The sequence below is a fragment of the Lewinella sp. W8 genome (assembly GCF_004375085.3).
In the GTDB taxonomy this organism is placed as follows: Bacteria; Bacteroidota; Bacteroidia; order Chitinophagales; family Saprospiraceae; genus Neolewinella.
In genome coordinates, this window is sequence record NZ_SNAQ03000001.1 from 389,489 (window position 1) to 405,977 (window position 16,489).

Below are 16,489 nucleotides of genomic sequence, written 5' to 3' on the forward strand. Positions count from 1 at the left end.
CCGGGAAGGATTGTGACCCCCGTGCTTTCTTTTCCGTCCTACCCTCAGACTCATCAACCCTGAAACACATTTCGATGCAACGGTTTTTCCTACTGCCCTTACTGCTCTTTTTCACTGTGTCCCTTCCCGCGCAAATTGCCGGGGAATGGTTTGCCATCCTTGACGCCATGGGGACTAAACTTCCCCTGAAAATTGAGGTGGTCGAAGGCGAAGGCAAGCGTTCGGGGACCTACCAATCTCCCAGCCAGGGCCCCACCAAACTACCGATGGATCGCCTGGAATTTGACGGGAAGCTGTTCCGGTTCGAGATTGAGGTGGTGAACGTCCAGTACGATGCGGTATACGACGGAAAGGTCATCAAGGGGGTGTACAATCAGGCCAACCAGGATTTTCCCCTCACCTTCACGCGGTACCGGCCCAACGGCTATCCCATCGAGGAAGGACCGATGACCCTGCGGGCGAGACCCCAGGATCCTACCGATTTCCCCTACAAACGGGAGGCCGTACGCTTCGCTGGCGGAGCCGATGACGTAACGATTGCCGGGGAGCTGACCACGCCCGCTAACGGCAAGCCCCGGGCCATGGTCGTCTTGATTTCCGGCTCCGGTCCGCAGGACCGCAATTCCTACATCGGCGCTCAGATCAACCACAGCCCCTTCCTGGTGGTGAGTGATTTTCTGACCCGAAGAGGGTACGGGGTATTACGCTACGACGACCGGGGAGTAAACGAAAGCACCGGAGACTTTGGGGCGGCCACCAGCGCCGATCTGGCGAAGGATGCCTGGGCTGCGGTCCGTTACCTGCGAACCCGCCCCGAACTGTCGTCCGTTCCCGTCGGACTGGCCGGTCATAGTGAGGGAGGCATGCTGGCCCCCATGGTGGCCGCGGCCGACGGTGACCTCGATTTTGTGATCTTGCTGGCGGCTCCCGGCCTGCCCATCGATAGCCTGATGCTCGAGCAGCGCCGCCAGGTCAGCAAGGCGATGGGGGTGCCCGAAGTGATTACCAGTCGCGACGAACAGGCCCTGCGGGACGCCTACGCCTGGATCAAACAAAACACGGATCTTACCATGGAGGAATACGAGGAAGGGCTTTACGGAGTGTTTATCAAAGCCATCGACGATTTTCCCGAAGCCATGCGTAAAAGCATCGTAGACCGGCGAGCCTACAGCAAGCAGTACGTTGATGCGCTGAAGTCGCCCTGGATGCGTTATTTCCTGGCCTTTGACCCCACGGAGTACCTTGAGCAGCTGACCGTGCCGGTGCTGGCCATGAACGGCCTCAAAGACACCCAGGTACCCGGACTGGAAAACCTGAACGGTATCTCCGCGGCCCTGGCCCGGGCCGGCAATGAAGATTTAACGGTGGCTCCCTTCCTTAACCTCAACCACCTCTTTCAACCCGCAGATACGGGCTCCCCGACGGAATACGGCACCATCGAAGTCACCTTTGCCGAAGAAGCCCTGCAAACCATGGCGGATTGGCTGGATAAACGGTTCTAGGTTGCTCTACGGCCGTTGCCCGATCAGGGCCTCGGCCTTTTCGAGGACCGGATCACGGTCGGCAAGCACGTCCGCTATGGTGGGCGTGACGGGGTAGTCCGGCCGCAGGCCGTGGCCTGCGTTGTCGTGGCGATTGTTGATCAGGTACCGTAGCAAGGGAATACGCATTTTGATCCCACTGTTGGGGAGGTGCAGGGTATTCGCAATCCCGGCGGTATTGACGTTGGGGCTTCCTCCCGTTTCCACTCCGATAAAGGTGGCCCGATCGTGGTGCTGCAGCACGCCGGAAAAGTCGCCGGCAGCGGAATAGGTGTATTCATTGATCAGGACGTAGAGCTTCCCGCGGAAATTGGGCTCGCGGGGAGCCGTGTTCTTCACGGAAGGATCGTTTACCTCGGCGAACCGATCACCCCGGGGCGTCAGGGATTTACGGGCCGCTTTCTCGAGTTGGCGGAGGTTGTCTTCGGGGTAATACTGGTGCTCGGGGATACTGAGGGTCGCCACACTGAGTTCTTCGTACACCCGGAATTCCTGGTCGAGGAGGTAGCTCAGCAATGGCATGAAGTAGGCTTCGCTGCCGCCACCGTTATTCCGTAAATCCAGTACGAGGGTACTGACTCCTTGTTCCTCGAGGTCCGCAAAAACGGATTTGAAAAAACGTTTGGGTTTGCGCCCGGCCTGCTTCCAGTGCCGGGGCAGAAAACTTCCCACCTTCAGGTAGCCGTACTGATCGCGCAGCTCAAAGGCAAAGCGTTTCGCCGGATCAAAGGGAGGGGATTTGGCGCGCTGGGCTTCCAGCCGAGCTTCCAGGGCGGGCCACCGCTCGCTGGGGATCGTCAGGGTGCGCAGCCCGCCGTCCGCACTCCTGATCTCAAGGGTAAACTGCTCGGGTTCCCCGAAGAGGAAGCCGTAATAGTCCATGAATAGGTTTGACATCTGCCTTTCCGCGCCCGGCAGACTCTTGCCGTCCCGCGACTGGTAGCGCAGACACTCCCGGAAGCACTCCCTGGCGGATTGACCGTTAATGGAAACCAGCTCCTCTCCGAGGGTGAATTGCTGCTCCGCGGACAGGTCCCGCATGATGAAGAGCTGACCGTCCATCCATCGGACGCCTAGGGGAAGCAAGCGCATCTCCGTGTCCAGATACTCGTAAAAAGCGGCGGGAAGCTCCATCTTGGTGTGGGCATCCGATAACAGCTCGGCCAGTGGGCCGAGGATGCGGTAGAGCTCGAGCACCCGCAGGGAGTCGGGCAGTTTTCCCTTGGCGGCGGAGAAGAAGTTTTGGTAGTCGTCCGGGGTCGCGTAGGTGAAAACCCCACCGTGGGTTTCCAGCAGGTGGTGGTGCAGGACATCAATGTCCTGCCCGGCCTGGGCTCGGCTCAACATTTTGTTGGCCGGCAGGGAATTTATGGTCTGTCCGGCCAGGGGGCCGGAGATCAGGAGGATAAAGAATAGGGAGCGTAGGATCATGGCATCAATTGGATTGACCACAAAGCTATTTCCCGCGCTAGTGGTGGTCTTGTACAAAATTGCTGCCCGCCAGAAATTGCCCGGGAGTGATGCCGGAAAACCGCAGGAAAAAGCGGTGAAAGTGACTCTGATCGTAGAAACCGGCTTCGTGGGCTGCCCCGGTGATGGAATTTCCCCGCATCAAGGATTTTTTCGCCCGCTCGACGCGGCACAGGTTCACGTACTGCAGGGGCGTAACGCCTTTTTCCCGGCGAAAGCTTCTCAGGAAATGATACCGGCTCATTCCGGCGACGGTGGCCAGATCGTCCAGATAGACCCGATCCTCGAGGTTTTGGTTGACGTATTCGGTCACGTTGGCCAGCCAGCTTTTTTCCGTGGCTGACGGAGAATCTTGTGCTGGGTAATTGCCGTTCAGGCTGGAGCGAAACAGTTGTTCCAGTAAGGCGATGAGTTCCCGTTCCGGGGCGTGGGGGCCGGCGGCCCACGCCGTGAGGGCCGCAAACAGGTGCGGCTCCTGCAGAACGACGGAGTCCTCGCGTAGCCTGGCGGTGGCTTTGGGCGAGAGGTAGTGCACGACATCCGGACTGAGGTACAGCGTAGTGAAGCCGTAGCTGGACCCGTTCCGGTTGGGGTTGGCGTGCAGGACGTTGGGTGGCGTCAGGGAGATGGAGCCGCTCAGGGCCGTCAGCTCCCGCTGGGGGGTGACGGTGGTTTCCCGCCCGGATTGTACGAGCGTCAGGCTGTACTCATCGTGGAGGTGGACCGGGAAGTCTTCGTGGTAGGCTGATGCCGTAAGTACCGAAAGGCCGTCAAGGAACGGGTGCCGTAGATAAGTGACCCGGTCCTTGGTAGGTTTAGAAGAACTGGTCATAGCCGGAAGATTCACCACCCCGCTTCAGGGCGTCCTTTTCCCGCTGCGGAAGGCTATCCAGGTCCAGCGTGCTGTCCCGCTGGCTGGTGGATTCCCCGGACGGTAACTCGATGTGGCCACCGGCCAGCATCAGGTCACTTTTACGCTCCCACTCTTCGAGCATTTTCAGTCCTTCCTCGGCAAACACACCGTTTTGCAGGTCTACCGAAGACATGAAGTCGTTGGACAATTCCATCATCCGCTCCATTTCTCCCACCTTGTTGGCCACGTCCTCGGTGATGTGCTCCATGGCCTGCTCGAACATGGCCCGCTGGTCCGGACTGCCATTGATGACCGACATAGCCGATTTCATCGCTCCGTGACTGGCCCGGATGGCCTTGCGTTCTTCAATTTTGATGGCGACCTGATCGCGGGTGTCTTCCAGCAGGATTTCGGAATTCTGGTGCATACGGTTCAGAACCCGGTTCAGCACGTCCATTTTGGTCAGCAACACCCGATACTTCTGATTGCTCTCCTTGAGACGAGCCGCCCGACGGGTACTCAGAATCATCTGCTGGTTTTTTCCCCGTTCTTTGGCGAGCGTGGCCAGCTTGAGTTGCTTTTTAATCTCCGTTTCGTTCGTTTGTACGAGCGTTTCGAGGTGTCGCTTTTGTCCGCGGAGCTTGCCAATTTGCTTCCGCATATCCTGCAGTTTACCCTCCAGTTCTTCGATGTAGGTTTTGAGGATGCCGATCGGGTCAATGTTGACGAAGACACCCGTGATCGTCCGCATGGCACTTTTATACATGTAGCTCAGCAGGGTTCGGGTGCGGGGGTCGGCAATGGCAAAGACGATTACCCCCAGCACGGCGGCGGAGACCACCAGACCCAGGGTCGTCGACAGGAAAGCCAAAATGGCGGAAGTGAAGGCGGTGGCCACGTAGACTCCCCCGGCAATCAAAGCGATGAGGAACAACAGCCCCGTTACTCCCTCCGGGCGCTTCCAGAATGACTTCTTCGTTGGCGTATCAGTAAATGCAGCCATTTGGCTTGGATGTGTTTGGGGAGAAAAAATGGTGGACGATAGGGAAAGATAAGGGCTTCGGGGGGAACTTAACCCAGCACCCTTTGGATATCCTGAATGTCCTTACGAATGGTGGAAGTAATCACGTCCAACGCTTCGTCAAAGCCCCGCTGGTTCAGGCTGGCCTTGCTCTTGGCGGCGTTGATCTCAGAATCCGCCGCCGCAATTTTGGCTTTCGCCCGGGCAACCTGCTCCTGCAACTGCTCAATTTTGGCCTCCCAGTTGGCAATTTTCTTCTTTAGTTCCCCGGTTTCTTTGGCCTTGCCCTCCACGTTGGACATGAGGTGCTTCTCCATGCTGTTCATGAACTTGGACTTCTCGTCCTCCAGCACCTCCGTATAGTAATTAGCGGTCTTGACCAGCTTTTCCAGGCTTAGACCCACGGTAGATCCCGTGGCAAAGGCCGACCGGATGGCGGTTTCGTGGTCCATGCCGATTTCGGTAAGCTTGGCCACGGATTGCTTGAACTCCAGATAATCAAACCCTTCGAGGTTCTTGTCTTCCAGGGCTTTCATCAAAACATTGGCAAAACGTTCGTCATCTCCGGGCATGGGGGAAAAGGCTTGAGTAAGTTTGGACATTAATCTTGTGTCTTAATATTGAAGCTGTGTGGAAAACAAATGTAGGGAATGCCGGGTTGTCTGTCACCCGAATTCCCCTCCTGGCCGATGGCTACCTGGGATAAACGGACGTATCCTAGGTTTTACTCGACTTTAGCGGTCCTTTTTTTGCAATAACGGCCACGGAATTACCCTTGGCTATCCCAAAAACAGTCCCAAACACCCATTTACCCTGCTTTCACCCAGGTTGTCTGGCACCTGCGGTGATCGCAAAATTCTTTTCAAAGGCAGTGTGAAAGAACGGGCAACGGTGTGCAGGATGCCAGGTTTATACCGGATGCAGTCATTATGGGGCTTCCACCACCGTGCCCCGGAACCGGATGATGCCGTAAAGCACGGCCACCCCGACGACCAGCAGCAGGAAGCAAAGCAGCCACCCGCCACCCAGCAGGGTAGCGAGGAAGCCACAGAGCAGTGCCACCACGCCCACCGTCAGCGCGTAGGGCAGTTGGGTGCGCACGTGGTCGATGTGGTTACAGTCAGAGGCCAGGCTGGACAGAATCGTGGTGTCCGAAATGGGCGAGCAGTGGTCGCCCAGTACGCTGGCCGCCAGTACCGTGGAGATTACGTTGAAGAGCAGGCCCTGAGCGGCGGCGTCTTCCCAGCCCGCTCCCGTAGCTACCGCCCAGGTCAGGGGGATGGCGATGGGGTAGAGGATGGCCATCGTGCTCCAGCTGGATCCGGTACTGAAGCTCACCAGGGCGGCCAGGATGAAGATGATGGGGGGAATGAAATAGGGGTTGAGGGCGTTGCCCAGTAAGTCCACCAGAAAATCGGCGGTGTGGAGTTCTTCGGTGGTCAGGGCCAGTGCCCAGGCCAGCGTCAGGATCATGATGGCCGAAAACATGGCCTTGAAGCCGGAAGTGAGGGCGCCCATCGTCTGGCCGAGGTTCATGATGCGCTGACTGACGGTCATGAGCAGGGCCACGAAAACCCCGCTGATGCTGGCCCAGAGCAGGGCTACGTAACTGTCTGCCGCACCGATCACTTCCCCGAGCTTACCGAAGAATCCTCCCTCCATGGCACCCCAGGTGGCGCCCCAGCCGTCGGTGGCCGGCGGACTGGCGAGGTCTCCGTAAACGGAAGACAAACCGGTGTCCAACAGGCCGATGATGGTCATGATGATTACCGTCAGCACGGGGATGACGGCGTTACGCGCCCGCAGGGGCGCGCCGGTGACGGGACTGAGGTCCTCGGTCTCTTCCGTTTCGTCGGTGCTGGTACTGGCGGCCTTTACCTCCCCGGTCGTACGGGCCCGGGTTTCGGCCCTCAGCATGGCCCCGTAATCCCGCTTCATCCACACGAGCATGAAGATGAAAATGAGGGTCAGGACGGGATAGAAACTGTATTTGAGTGACTCGAGGAACACGGCGTAGGGGGTCAGGCCCTCCAGAGCCGCCACCTGACTGATGCCATCGTCAATGTAACCCAGTTCCGCGCCAATCCAGGTCGTGATGAAGGCCACCGAGGCCACCGGCGCGGCGGTGGCGTCTACGATGTAGGCCAGCTTTTCCCGACTGATCTTAAAACGATCGGTAACCGAGCGCATGGTGTTGCCCACGATCAGGGTGTTGGCGTAGTCGTCGAAGAAGATCGCGATCCCCAAAAACCAGGTGATGATCTGGGCGCTGCGGGGAGTCTTGGCGTATTTGGTCAGCCGTTCCACCACGCCGGCCATGCCGCCGTTCCGGCTGATGATGGCCACCATGCCGCCTACCATGAGGCTGAAGACGATCACGGACAGGTGCCCGCCGTCATTGAGTGCCTCGATGATGTAGTGATCGATGGTCGCCAGCAGGGATTTGACGAGGCCCAACATGCCCTCAAACCGTAACCCTCCTGCCACGAAGGCACCCACCCAGATGCCCGCGAACAGGGAAATGAGCACCTCCTTGAAGAGCAGGGCCAACCCGATGGCAATCAGCGGGGGAAGAATGGAGAGCCAGAGGGGAATTCGCCGCAGTCGGTCCGATCCGGTTCCACCCAGATGATACAACTGGCTGCTCTCACCGGCTTTGATGAACTGTAAGCCAGGTTCAAGTACCGCAATCCGTTTGCCGTCGATGGTTTCCAGGGTGATGGCTTCCCCGTTCACCTCAATGTCTCCCACACCCTCCGGAATGACGATCCCGGCGCTGGTCGCCTCCAGGTTGCTGAGCCAGTCCGCCGCGGGACTTTGGGCACGAAGCGGAGAAAAGGCGGTCAGCAGACTAAGAATCAATACCGAAACAATAAACTTTGGGGTAGCCATAGCGTAACATTAGTCACGCCAATATACTATTCCGAATTTCTTTACTGATGACCAATTCGCTTTGCACCCTCCCCAATTGCCGTCGGGGCACCCAAATCGGGGCCAAAAAGCATGACCACACTTCCCGGATTCCGGGGCCCGGGCTCCGCAACCCCCTGTTGGTAATTTTTGTCCTGCTTTCCGGATTAATGACCGCCCAGAGCCTGGAACTTAACCGGGCCTACCCGAGTGTACGTGACTTGGATGGTCGCTCTTTACCCCTGGCGTGGTTTGGCGGACTTAACGCCCCGCAGCCCCAGGCGGCGGACCTGGACGGAGACGGAACCCCGGACCTGTACATCTTTGATAAGGCGGGGCAAATTTCTCTCGGCTTGCGGAGCGAGGGCAGCGGCGATTATCGTATTGATCCGGCGCTGGTGGAGTTTTTTCCGGAAGACCTTCAGGAATGGATTCTACTGCGAGACTACAACCAGGACGGGGCCATCGACCTGTTTACCTACGCCCCGGCGGTAGACGGCATCCGGGTGTACCGGGGAGCCCGGCGGGCGGACGGACGGCTGTCCTTCACCCTCGTAGACTTCGGGGATCAGCTTCCTCAGCTCTACGCCCCGACCGGAGGCAACGGTGATCGGGCGCCGATTTTCATCTCCCGGGACGATTACCCCGCCGTTGTCGACGAGGACCGCGACGGAGACCTTGACATTCTGACCTTCAACGTCGGCGGAGGGTACATCGAATACTACCAGAATCAGGCCGTGGAACGTGGCTTTGGACCGGACACCCTCATCTACCGGCTCGTCGACAATTGCTGGGGCGGCTTTTTTGAAAGTGGGCTGACGACGGCCCTGGATCTTTCGCCCGCTCCGGGAGAATGCTTCGATAACCTGCTGGAACCCGGCGGCGGTGGACGTCCCCGCCACTCGGGCTCGACCATCGCCGCCTTTGATTACGACGGAAACGGTTTGACGGACATCATGCTCGGCGACATTTCGTTCGATAAACTGGTCCTCGGCCTCAACAACGGTAGCCTGGACCTCGCCTGGATCGGCGACCAGGACGAAACCTGGCCTTCCGATGGGGTAGTGGCGGATATTCCCGCATTCCCGGCCGCCTTCCACCTGGACGCCGATCAGGACGGCGCCAAGGACATCATCGGTGCACCCAGCGTTACGCTCAACGTGGAGGACGTCAACGTCATGTGGTATTACCGCAACGTGGGGACGGATGAAGCTCCGGATTTTGTCTTTCAGGATAGCCAGTACCTGGTGCGGGACATGATTGATTTTGGTACCTCCGCCTTCCCGGCCGTACTGGATTACGATGCCGATGGGCGCCCCGACCTCGTGGTGGGTAACAACGACGATTATACCGGGACCAATTTTTTGAGTAGCCAGCTACGGCTGTTCCGGAACATTACTCCGGTGGGTGGTCCGGTGGCGTTTGAACTGGTGGATGATGACTATCTCGGGCTTACGCGCTTTATGACCACCACCTGGGCCTTCGCCCCCAGTTTTGGCGATCTGGATAACGACGGGGACCTCGACGCGGTCATCGGCGAGCGCAGCGGCAAGCTGATCTTTATTGAGAACACGGGAGGTCCCGGGCAACCGGTCGCCTTCGGTCCCCCGCAGTTTGAATGGATGGACCTTGATGCCGGCCAGTTCGCCAAGCCCCACCTGGCGGACCTTGACCGGGACGGATTGATGGACCTCCTCGTGGGCGGCTTTGACGGTCGGATACGTTTTTACCGAAACGTAGGAACGCCCACTGAACCGATGTTTTCGGCGGACCTTCAGGCTCCGGGTAACCAGATTCAACTGGGGACCATCAACGTGAACACGCCGGGCGTGAGCACCGGCCACCCAACCCCCTGGGTGTTGCAAAACGATGATTACACGCTGGTCTTCAGCGGGAAGCGGGATGGTGCCCTGGCCAGCTACCGCTTTGGCATTGACTCGGTCTACTCCGAGCCCTTCACGCTGCTGACCAAAACGGTGGATGGCCTGGACGTAGGCGCCTTTTCCGCCCCCTGTTTCGCCGACTTCAACGGCGACGGCGTGACCGAACTGGTGGTGGGTAACGAGCGTGGTGGACTGACCTTCTTCGGCACCAACTTCACGACGGTGGGCACCGTGGGCCTGTTTGATCCCGTGCGACCCGCCTTCGAGTTCTCCGTATTCCCGAATCCGGCGAAGGAGGAGTTGCTCGTATCGGGCTGGTCGGCGCAGGACCGGGTCCGGGAAATTCAACTCGTTGACCTCCAGGGCCGAATCCTCCGTCGGTCAAACGCAGTGGGTAATTTTGGCCTGCGGCAGGTGCAATGGACCGGGTTGGAGCAGTATCCTGCGGGCGTCTACTTTATCCGGGCTATCGGGGAGAAGGGTGTCGCCACCCGCAAGCTGGTGCTGCGGTAAGTAGGGTCTACGACCCGCTGGGTGACCCCGCCCACGCCATCTCCGGATGCCAATAATTGCCGGGGTAATTACTCGGAGCACCCGCCAGACCGGCCCGCACCGGGTTGTGCAGCACTTCCCAGAAGATTTTGTTGAAGGTGCCGGGCCGCACGGCCCGCTCGAAGGCTTTGCCGGCCCAAACCCGCTGCCTTTTCCGGTGAAGTAAGTGATTAATACTTCGGGTGGTAGCTCGTTTATGTTTTTCGAGCAGGGGCAGCAAGCTCCGTCGCTCAAAGGGATCGGGGTGTGAGGCAAGCAGGTGAACGTGGTTGGGCATGACGCAGATGGCGTGTAAATGAACCTCTCCGGCCTGTTCCAGCAGTTTCCAGTGGTGCAGGAGTTGATCCCGAATGTCCGTCTCGGTCAGGTTGATCCCGGTGGGGGTGGTGTGGTCCAGCTCGGCGTCAAACCGCCGTTGGTGTAACTCTCGCAGCCTTGCCTTTTCCATGGAAAGGTAGGGGTGTTCCTCCACCCCGGGCACTTCTCCGAGTTTTCCGGTACTGATGCGTCGCCGTAGTTGGGCGAGGTCGGTTTCGTAAGCTTTCCGTAGCGCCGCTTCCCGCTCGGCGGGAAGGGAATCATGGAGGTAATAGATGATGTGGACCGGTCCCTGGGTGAGCGGTTGGCTGCGGTGGGGCAGTTCAAGGACTGCGGGAGGTGGGGAAGGTAAACTCATCTCGCTACAATTTGTGTAAAAATACGAATTATGAAACAAATTGTAAAATAATATTTCTAATCCAACAAAGTTTACCTTGCGGAGGATATCGCACATGCCATGGAAAAAATCACGGAACAACCCGGGCTATACCGCCATCTGGAGCGGCAGTCAACAGCCGAATTACTGACCAACATCAACCGGGAAGACCAGAAAGTGGCCCTTGCGGTGGAGGCCTGCATTCCCGCCCTGACGGCTCTGGTGGACGAGATCGTTCCCCGGATGCAGCGAGGGGGCAGAATCTTTTACATTGGTGCGGGTACCAGCGGACGACTGGGCGTCCTGGACGCCAGTGAGTGCCCCCCGACCTTCGGCGTGCCGCCGGATTGGGTAGTCGGCTTGATTGCCGGTGGCGACCACGCCCTCCGCCATCCGGTAGAATCCGCCGAAGACGCTATGGATCAAGCCTGGCGTGACCTTTCCGAACACGACATCAACGATAAAGATACCCTCATCGGGATCGCCGCTTCGGGCACCACGCCCTACGTGGTGGGCGGCCTGCGGGATGCCCGGGCACACGGCATATTGACCGCCAGCGTTACTTGCAATCCGGGAGCGCCCGTCTCCGAACACGCAGATCACCCCATCGTGGCGGTGGTCGGCCCGGAGGTGGTCACGGGAAGTACCCGAATGAAGTCCGGCACGGCCCAGAAGCTGATCCTCAACATGATCACCACCACCACCATGATTCGCCTGGGGAGGGTAAAGGATAACCGCATGGTCGACATGCAACTGTCCAACGCCAAACTGGTGGACCGTGGCACCAAGATGATCGTAGAGCAACTGGGGCTGGAGTACGAGGAAGCCAAGCGGCGCCTGCTGCTCGAGGGTAGCGTCCGGAAGGTTATCGAAGGGCAGCCGTAGCGGACGAAAAGTATCGAGCAGAAAATGGCCGACCAAGCAGACATCACCACCCGCGCCGACCTGGAGCTGATCGTCGAGCGCTTCTACGCCCGGGCAATGACCGATGCGCACATCGGTCACTTTTTTACCGAGGTGGTATCCCTCGATCTGAGGGAGCATCTGCCGGTGATCGTCAACTTTTGGGAAAGTGTTTTGCTGGGCCATCCGGTCTACCGGGGCAATCCCATGCTGAAGCACCTCCACCTCGATGATTTATCCCCCCTGGAGCCGGAGCATTTTCGGCGGTGGTTGGCGCTGTGGCGCGCCACCGTGGAGGAGCACTTCTCGGGCGAACGGGCGGACCTGGCCGTTCGGCGGGCAACGGATATCGCCCGCCTGATGGAGCACAAAATCAACATGAAGAGGAGTTGAATGCGCTGCGCGCATCCCCCTCCTCTATCTTGATCGGATTTAGAGCTTGTTTGGAATTTAGTAATCGACCTCCATTTGGCCTTTTTTGGCGCTAGCTTCGTTGGGAAAATCCTCATTTAGCGCTGCTATACTCCGATTTTCCCGCCTTGCTACCACCAAAAAATTCTCAAATTCGGCCAGACGACCAAAATCCAAACAAACTCTTAATCGTTTAGGCGTCCTCGTTCTTCACTGGCGGAACTTCTCCGGCCCTCCCGCTTATTCAGGAAGCGGTTGCCGAACTTGTAGGTAACCTTCGCAGAAAACACCGGAGCTTCCCAGGTGGAAACGATGTCAATGTCCTGATCCTGAAAGCGGATTTCTCCGGTGAAGAACTGCTGAATGATGCCATCTCCGGAGAGGATGAGGTTCAGGCGGTCATCCAGAAAATCTTTCTCGAGGCCGACGGAGACGCCGTACATCGGATTATAGCGGATGATTCCATCCAGTCCGCGTCCCTGGTACCAGCCGGAGACTTCTCCCTTCCATCCCATGGGCAGTTTGGCGTTCACCTGCAGGAAGGCCGTGAAGTTCCACTGGTCCTGGTCCAGCGTACCCCCCAGATAGTTGGAGGTATAATCGTTGTAGTAGAGCATGAACCCTCCGTAGCCACTGATGGGTTTGGCGATGAAGTCCAGGGGAAAGAAAAGGCTACCGCCGTAGCGGATAAACCGGTCCAGGTTCACCGTGGTCTGGAAGGCGGCTCCCGAAATCGGATCCTGTTCCGTGACGTCGGCAATTACGTCGGTGGTGTAATCGTAGCTCAGGTTGAAGAAGGGCTGTTTTTCGTAGGTGAGCGACAGCTGCCCACTGTGAATCAGCTCGGGCTGGAGGAAGGGGTTCCCCTTTTCGAAGGTCAGCGGGTCCAGGTAGGAAACGAAGGGATTCAGGTCGTAGTAGCTGGGGCGCTCAATGCGATAACTGTAGGCCAGACTTACCCCGATGGGGCCGAATGCGGGGGCCGAGACACTGAAGCTGGGGAAGAGCTGGTTGAAGTTCCGGAGGTTGACGCTGTCCAGGGTAACGTTATAGCCTTCCATGCGCGTGTCTTCGAACCGAAGTCCCAGATTGGCGCTGAAGTCTCCTTTCTCGTATCCGAAACTCGCGTACGCCGCCTTGATTTCCTCGTCGTAGAGAAAACGGTTGCTCAGGTTTTCGTCCAGCTGCATTTCGCCGTTGACGTCAATTCTGCTGAGCAGCTCGTTGTCCAGTTCCGCCCGGCTGGCCTTCGCGCCGGCGCTCAACAGCAAACCTTTACTCAGGGGCTTCTTGTAATCCACCTGGGCGCTGATGATGTCTGCCGTGGAAGGCTCGAGGTTGACGCGGAAGGGAAATTCATCCGTACCACGGGTTTCGAGGTTGACGACGGCGTCGCGGGTGAACTGGTTAAAGCTGGCGTCGAAGTTGAGTTCCTGTCCGGAGGTGTCCAGTTTAATGCGGTAGAAGGCATCGAGGTTGAGGCTGTTCCAGTCCCGTTCCCGCTGGATGTTGGTGACGAAGCTTGACAGTTGTTCCTGGTCGTCGGGAGAAAGGATGTTGGTGACGTTGGTGGCCGTGCGGGGGCTCATTCCCCAGTTGTAGCGGCCATTGATGCCGATGCGCTGGCGGTCGGTGAGGTCATAGTCGACGCCGGCGCGGACGGAATAGGAATTCGGGGTGCCGAAATCCCGGTTCTGCTGTTCGAAGACCCGGTCATCGAAGCGACGGATGAGGTCCAGGCCTTCCACCCATTCCTGGCGGTTCCAGGAGACCCCTCCGGTGAGGTTGACCTTGCCGGCCCGGTGGCTGACCGATCCGCCAGCCCGGTACTTGGGACGCTCACCGTAACCACCGCCCAGGAAAACCTGGCCGTTGGTGCCCAGGAGGCTGTTCTTTTTTAGTACGAGGTTGATGACGCCTCCGGCGCCTTCCGCGTCAAAGGCAGCTCCGGGTTGGGAAATCACCTCGATGCTTTTGATGTTGTCCGCGGGCATGTCCCGCAGGAGACTCTGGATGTCCATGTACTTGGTGGGGCGGCCGTCAATGAGGATCGTCAGGCCGGATTTCCCGGCCATGCTGATCCGGTTTCCGGCCACAATGACTCCGGGAACCTTCCGGAGTACATCCACGACGGTTCCTCCCTGGCCGGTGATGCTCTGGTCGACGTTGACCACCAGCATGCCCGCCTTTTGCTCCAGAAAGGGCTTGCGGGCAACGACCTCTACGGTCTCCAGGGTGGTGCCCGATCCCTTGATCTGGTAGGTTGGTAGCGTAAGTTCCTGCCCCTCTCCGAGGGAGAAAACCGGGTGATTCACCTCCGCGTATCCGATACCGGTAGTCCTGATGAAGTAGTCTGCGGGGGGAATGTCGGTAAAGACGAACTGTCCGGCCTCGTCCGCCAATTCCAGTTTAATTACCGCAGAATCCGCAACGGCAAGCAACAGAATATTGGTGAATTCTGCTGGGGTGTCTCCGTCGGCCACCCGGCCGGTAATTTTTGTTTGTGCGGAAAGAGAAACGGAAAACAGGAGTAAAGCTAATAGTGATAAGTGGCGCATTGTGGGTTGTTGAGCGATAAGGTAGTCGGAAAAGAAAGCGTTGCCCCGAAGGGCAAAAACGGGTTATTGGTCTCTAAAAAATTCTACCCGCGTCATTAAGTCTTCGTTGGAAAAGGACGATGCGCTTTTTCGGGGGTTGCAATGAACAGCGCTTGAGTAGCCGGCACCCGGATGGATCATGGCACCTGCGGTGAGCGCCAGCAGCGTGCATCCCGGAATAAACCGGCTGGGTGGTGGGGTTCAAATATTTTATGAAATTTTTTGTTTTAAAAATTTAAAACGCTATACTTGTGTGGCAAAATGTTCCTTCCCACTGCTCGCAATACGAAAATTATGCGGGAAGCATTTTTGCATTTCATCTGGCGCACGGGGCGTTTTGACCTGCGCCAATTACGGTCGACCACCGGTCAGGATATTCAGATTCACCAATTTGGCGCACCCAATGAAGACGGTGGCCCGGATTTTCTGGCGGCACAGGTATCCATCGATGGCCTGCAGTGGGCCGGGCAGGTGGAAATGCACCTCAACAGTAGCGAATGGTACGACCACGGGCACGAGCGTGACCCGGCTTACGACAACGTGATCCTGCACGTGGTGCTGCGGGAGGATCGTCCTGTCTTCCGCGCCGATGGCTCCAGAATACCCTGCCTCGAATTGCGTGGCCGGATTCCGCCCGGCATTTTGCGATCCTACTGGCGACTGATGCACAACGAAAACTGGATTCCCTGCCAACATCAATTGCATTACGTGGGGGAGGATGTCCGGGAAGGCTGGCTCGGCTTTCTGGTGCGGGAGCGGCTAAATGCTAAGGGGGAATACTTTCTGGGTACCGTCCATCGCGGCCGCCGAGATTGGGAGGCCTGCTTCTTTCGCGCGCTGGCCCGCAGTATGGGTGGGCGGGTAAACGGGGAGGCCATGGAAATGCTCACCCAGGCCCTGCCGCTGCGTATCCTGCAAAAGCACCAGCACAGCTTGCTGCAACTGGAAGCCTTGTTGTTCGGCCAGTCGGGTTTACTACCGTCCGCTGATGGAGAACAAGAGGAATACACTATCCTCCTGAAGCGGGAATACGCCCTACTACGTACCAAATACGGACTAACGCCCCTGCCTGCTGCCGCCTGGCGGTTTCTTCGGATGCGACCAAATGGCTTCCCGACCGTCCGGATTGCTCAGTTGGCGGCTCTACTGCACCGGACCGGACAGCTATTCAGTAAGGCCCTGGCTGCGACCGATCAGCGGGAACTGATGAACATGTTTGACGTGAAGCTCAGCAATTACTGGCGCTCCCACTACCGCTTTGGGGTGGCGACCGAAACCAAAGATCGGCGGTTAGGGGACGATATGGTACGATCCATCCTCATCAATGCGGTGGCGCCTGCGCTGGAAGCATATGGCCGGGCGCGAAAGGAGGGAAAGTACCGGAACCGCGCCGTTAGTTTGCTGCGGGCACTCCCGGCGGAGGACAATTCGGTCATCCGGCGATGGCGCGCACTGGGGTGGACGGCCGGCAACGCCGCGGATTCCCAGGCCCTGCTTTCCCTCAAGAAGGAGTATTGTTCCCGCAGCCGGTGCCTGGAATGCCCGGTCGGACAAGAAGTTTTGGGACAGACCTACCGAAAAGACGGGGATGGCCCCATCCTGAGCCTGAACGAGCGGGCCGTGCTGTACCGGATTGCGGGGGTAGGATAAGGGG

The 16,489-nt window shown here is 58.3% G+C and carries 12 protein-coding genes; 5 read left to right on the plus strand and 7 right to left on the minus strand.

Annotation, left to right across the window (positions count from 1 at the left end):
- The first annotated feature begins 74 nt into the window (after nucleotides 1-74).
- Complete coding sequence (locus E1J53_RS01595) at nucleotides 75-1,502, plus strand: S9 family peptidase (RefSeq protein WP_134270227.1); 1,428 nt, start codon at nucleotides 75-77, stop codon at nucleotides 1,500-1,502.
- Between the two features lie 6 nt (nucleotides 1,503-1,508).
- Here E1J53_RS01595 and E1J53_RS01600 read toward each other — a convergent pair whose 3' ends face one another.
- The 5 genes from E1J53_RS01600 to E1J53_RS01620 form a co-directional block, all read right to left on the minus strand.
- Nucleotides 1,509-2,972 (minus strand): S41 family peptidase, encoded by a 1,464-nt coding sequence (locus E1J53_RS01600; RefSeq protein WP_134270228.1) that lies wholly within the window; start codon nucleotides 2,970-2,972, stop codon nucleotides 1,509-1,511.
- Between the two features lie 37 nt (nucleotides 2,973-3,009).
- Nucleotides 3,010-3,843 carry an AraC family transcriptional regulator gene (locus E1J53_RS01605; RefSeq protein ID WP_134270229.1) on the minus strand — a complete coding sequence of 278 codons (834 nt, stop codon included), beginning with the start codon at nucleotides 3,841-3,843 and terminating at the stop codon, nucleotides 3,010-3,012.
- Nucleotides 3,827-4,867 (minus strand): hypothetical protein, encoded by a 1,041-nt coding sequence (locus E1J53_RS01610; RefSeq protein WP_134270230.1) that lies wholly within the window; start codon nucleotides 4,865-4,867, stop codon nucleotides 3,827-3,829. Before E1J53_RS01610 ends, E1J53_RS01605 begins: the two co-directional genes overlap by 17 nt.
- A gap of 68 nt (nucleotides 4,868-4,935) precedes the next feature.
- Nucleotides 4,936-5,487 (minus strand): hypothetical protein, encoded by a 552-nt coding sequence (locus E1J53_RS01615; RefSeq protein ID WP_134270231.1) that lies wholly within the window; start codon nucleotides 5,485-5,487, stop codon nucleotides 4,936-4,938.
- Nucleotides 5,488-5,812: 325 nt separating this feature from the next.
- Complete coding sequence (locus E1J53_RS01620) at nucleotides 5,813-7,777, minus strand: Na+/H+ antiporter NhaC family protein (protein ID WP_134270232.1); 1,965 nt, start codon at nucleotides 7,775-7,777, stop codon at nucleotides 5,813-5,815.
- 47 nt (nucleotides 7,778-7,824) lie between these two features.
- On the opposite strand from E1J53_RS01620, the gene E1J53_RS01625 reads away from it, so the two are divergent.
- Nucleotides 7,825-10,191, plus strand: a complete 2,367-nt coding sequence (locus tag E1J53_RS01625) for a T9SS type A sorting domain-containing protein (protein WP_134270233.1) — start codon at nucleotides 7,825-7,827, stop codon at nucleotides 10,189-10,191.
- Nucleotides 10,192-10,198: 7 nt separating this feature from the next.
- On the opposite strand, the gene E1J53_RS01630 is transcribed toward E1J53_RS01625, so the two are convergent.
- On the minus strand, nucleotides 10,199-10,906 hold the full coding sequence (locus E1J53_RS01630) for a transposase (protein ID WP_173021328.1): 708 nt from the start codon (nucleotides 10,904-10,906) through the stop codon (nucleotides 10,199-10,201).
- 99 nt (nucleotides 10,907-11,005) lie between these two features.
- Between E1J53_RS01630 and murQ the strand changes: the two genes are divergently transcribed.
- Together murQ and E1J53_RS01640 are read left to right on the plus strand one after the other, a co-directional pair.
- The gene (gene murQ, locus E1J53_RS01635; RefSeq protein WP_134270235.1) at nucleotides 11,006-11,809 is read left to right on the plus strand and encodes an N-acetylmuramic acid 6-phosphate etherase; all 804 of its coding nucleotides are present in this window, start codon (nucleotides 11,006-11,008) and stop codon (nucleotides 11,807-11,809) included.
- A gap of 24 nt (nucleotides 11,810-11,833) precedes the next feature.
- The gene (locus tag E1J53_RS01640) at nucleotides 11,834-12,220 is read left to right on the plus strand and encodes a group III truncated hemoglobin (RefSeq protein ID WP_134270236.1); all 387 of its coding nucleotides are present in this window, start codon (nucleotides 11,834-11,836) and stop codon (nucleotides 12,218-12,220) included.
- Between the two features lie 203 nt (nucleotides 12,221-12,423).
- On the opposite strand, the gene E1J53_RS01645 is transcribed toward E1J53_RS01640, so the two are convergent.
- Nucleotides 12,424-14,796: an outer membrane beta-barrel protein gene (locus E1J53_RS01645; protein WP_134270237.1), complete on the minus strand. Its 2,373-nt coding sequence runs from the start codon at nucleotides 14,794-14,796 to the stop codon at nucleotides 12,424-12,426.
- A gap of 333 nt (nucleotides 14,797-15,129) precedes the next feature.
- Here E1J53_RS01645 and E1J53_RS01650 point away from each other — a divergent pair, with 333 nt between their 5' ends.
- Nucleotides 15,130-16,485, plus strand: coding sequence for a DUF2851 family protein (locus E1J53_RS01650; RefSeq protein ID WP_134270238.1), 1,356 nt, complete (start codon nucleotides 15,130-15,132; stop codon nucleotides 16,483-16,485).
- Nucleotides 16,486-16,489: the final 4 nt, after the last annotated feature.

What these genes read in the sequence shown, in the direction of transcription:
- E1J53_RS01595 (WP_134270227.1), top strand. Translation starts at nt 75, where the DNA reads ATGCAACGGTTTTTCCTACTGCCCTTACTGCTCTTTTTCACTGTGTCC.
- E1J53_RS01600 (WP_134270228.1), bottom strand. Translation starts at nt 2,972, where the DNA reads ATGATCCTACGCTCCCTATTCTTTATCCTCCTGATCTCCGGCCCCCTG.
- E1J53_RS01605 (WP_134270229.1), bottom strand. Translation starts at nt 3,843, where the DNA reads ATGACCAGTTCTTCTAAACCTACCAAGGACCGGGTCACTTATCTACGG.
- E1J53_RS01610 (WP_134270230.1), bottom strand. Translation starts at nt 4,867, where the DNA reads ATGGCTGCATTTACTGATACGCCAACGAAGAAGTCATTCTGGAAGCGC.
- E1J53_RS01615 (WP_134270231.1), bottom strand. Translation starts at nt 5,487, where the DNA reads ATGTCCAAACTTACTCAAGCCTTTTCCCCCATGCCCGGAGATGACGAA.
- E1J53_RS01620 (WP_134270232.1), bottom strand. Translation starts at nt 7,777, where the DNA reads ATGGCTACCCCAAAGTTTATTGTTTCGGTATTGATTCTTAGTCTGCTG.
- E1J53_RS01625 (WP_134270233.1), top strand. Translation starts at nt 7,825, where the DNA reads ATGACCAATTCGCTTTGCACCCTCCCCAATTGCCGTCGGGGCACCCAA.
- E1J53_RS01630 (WP_173021328.1), bottom strand. Translation starts at nt 10,906, where the DNA reads ATGAGTTTACCTTCCCCACCTCCCGCAGTCCTTGAACTGCCCCACCGC.
- murQ (WP_134270235.1), top strand. Translation starts at nt 11,006, where the DNA reads ATGGAAAAAATCACGGAACAACCCGGGCTATACCGCCATCTGGAGCGG.
- E1J53_RS01640 (WP_134270236.1), top strand. Translation starts at nt 11,834, where the DNA reads ATGGCCGACCAAGCAGACATCACCACCCGCGCCGACCTGGAGCTGATC.
- E1J53_RS01645 (WP_134270237.1), bottom strand. Translation starts at nt 14,796, where the DNA reads ATGCGCCACTTATCACTATTAGCTTTACTCCTGTTTTCCGTTTCTCTT.
- E1J53_RS01650 (WP_134270238.1), top strand. Translation starts at nt 15,130, where the DNA reads ATGCGGGAAGCATTTTTGCATTTCATCTGGCGCACGGGGCGTTTTGAC.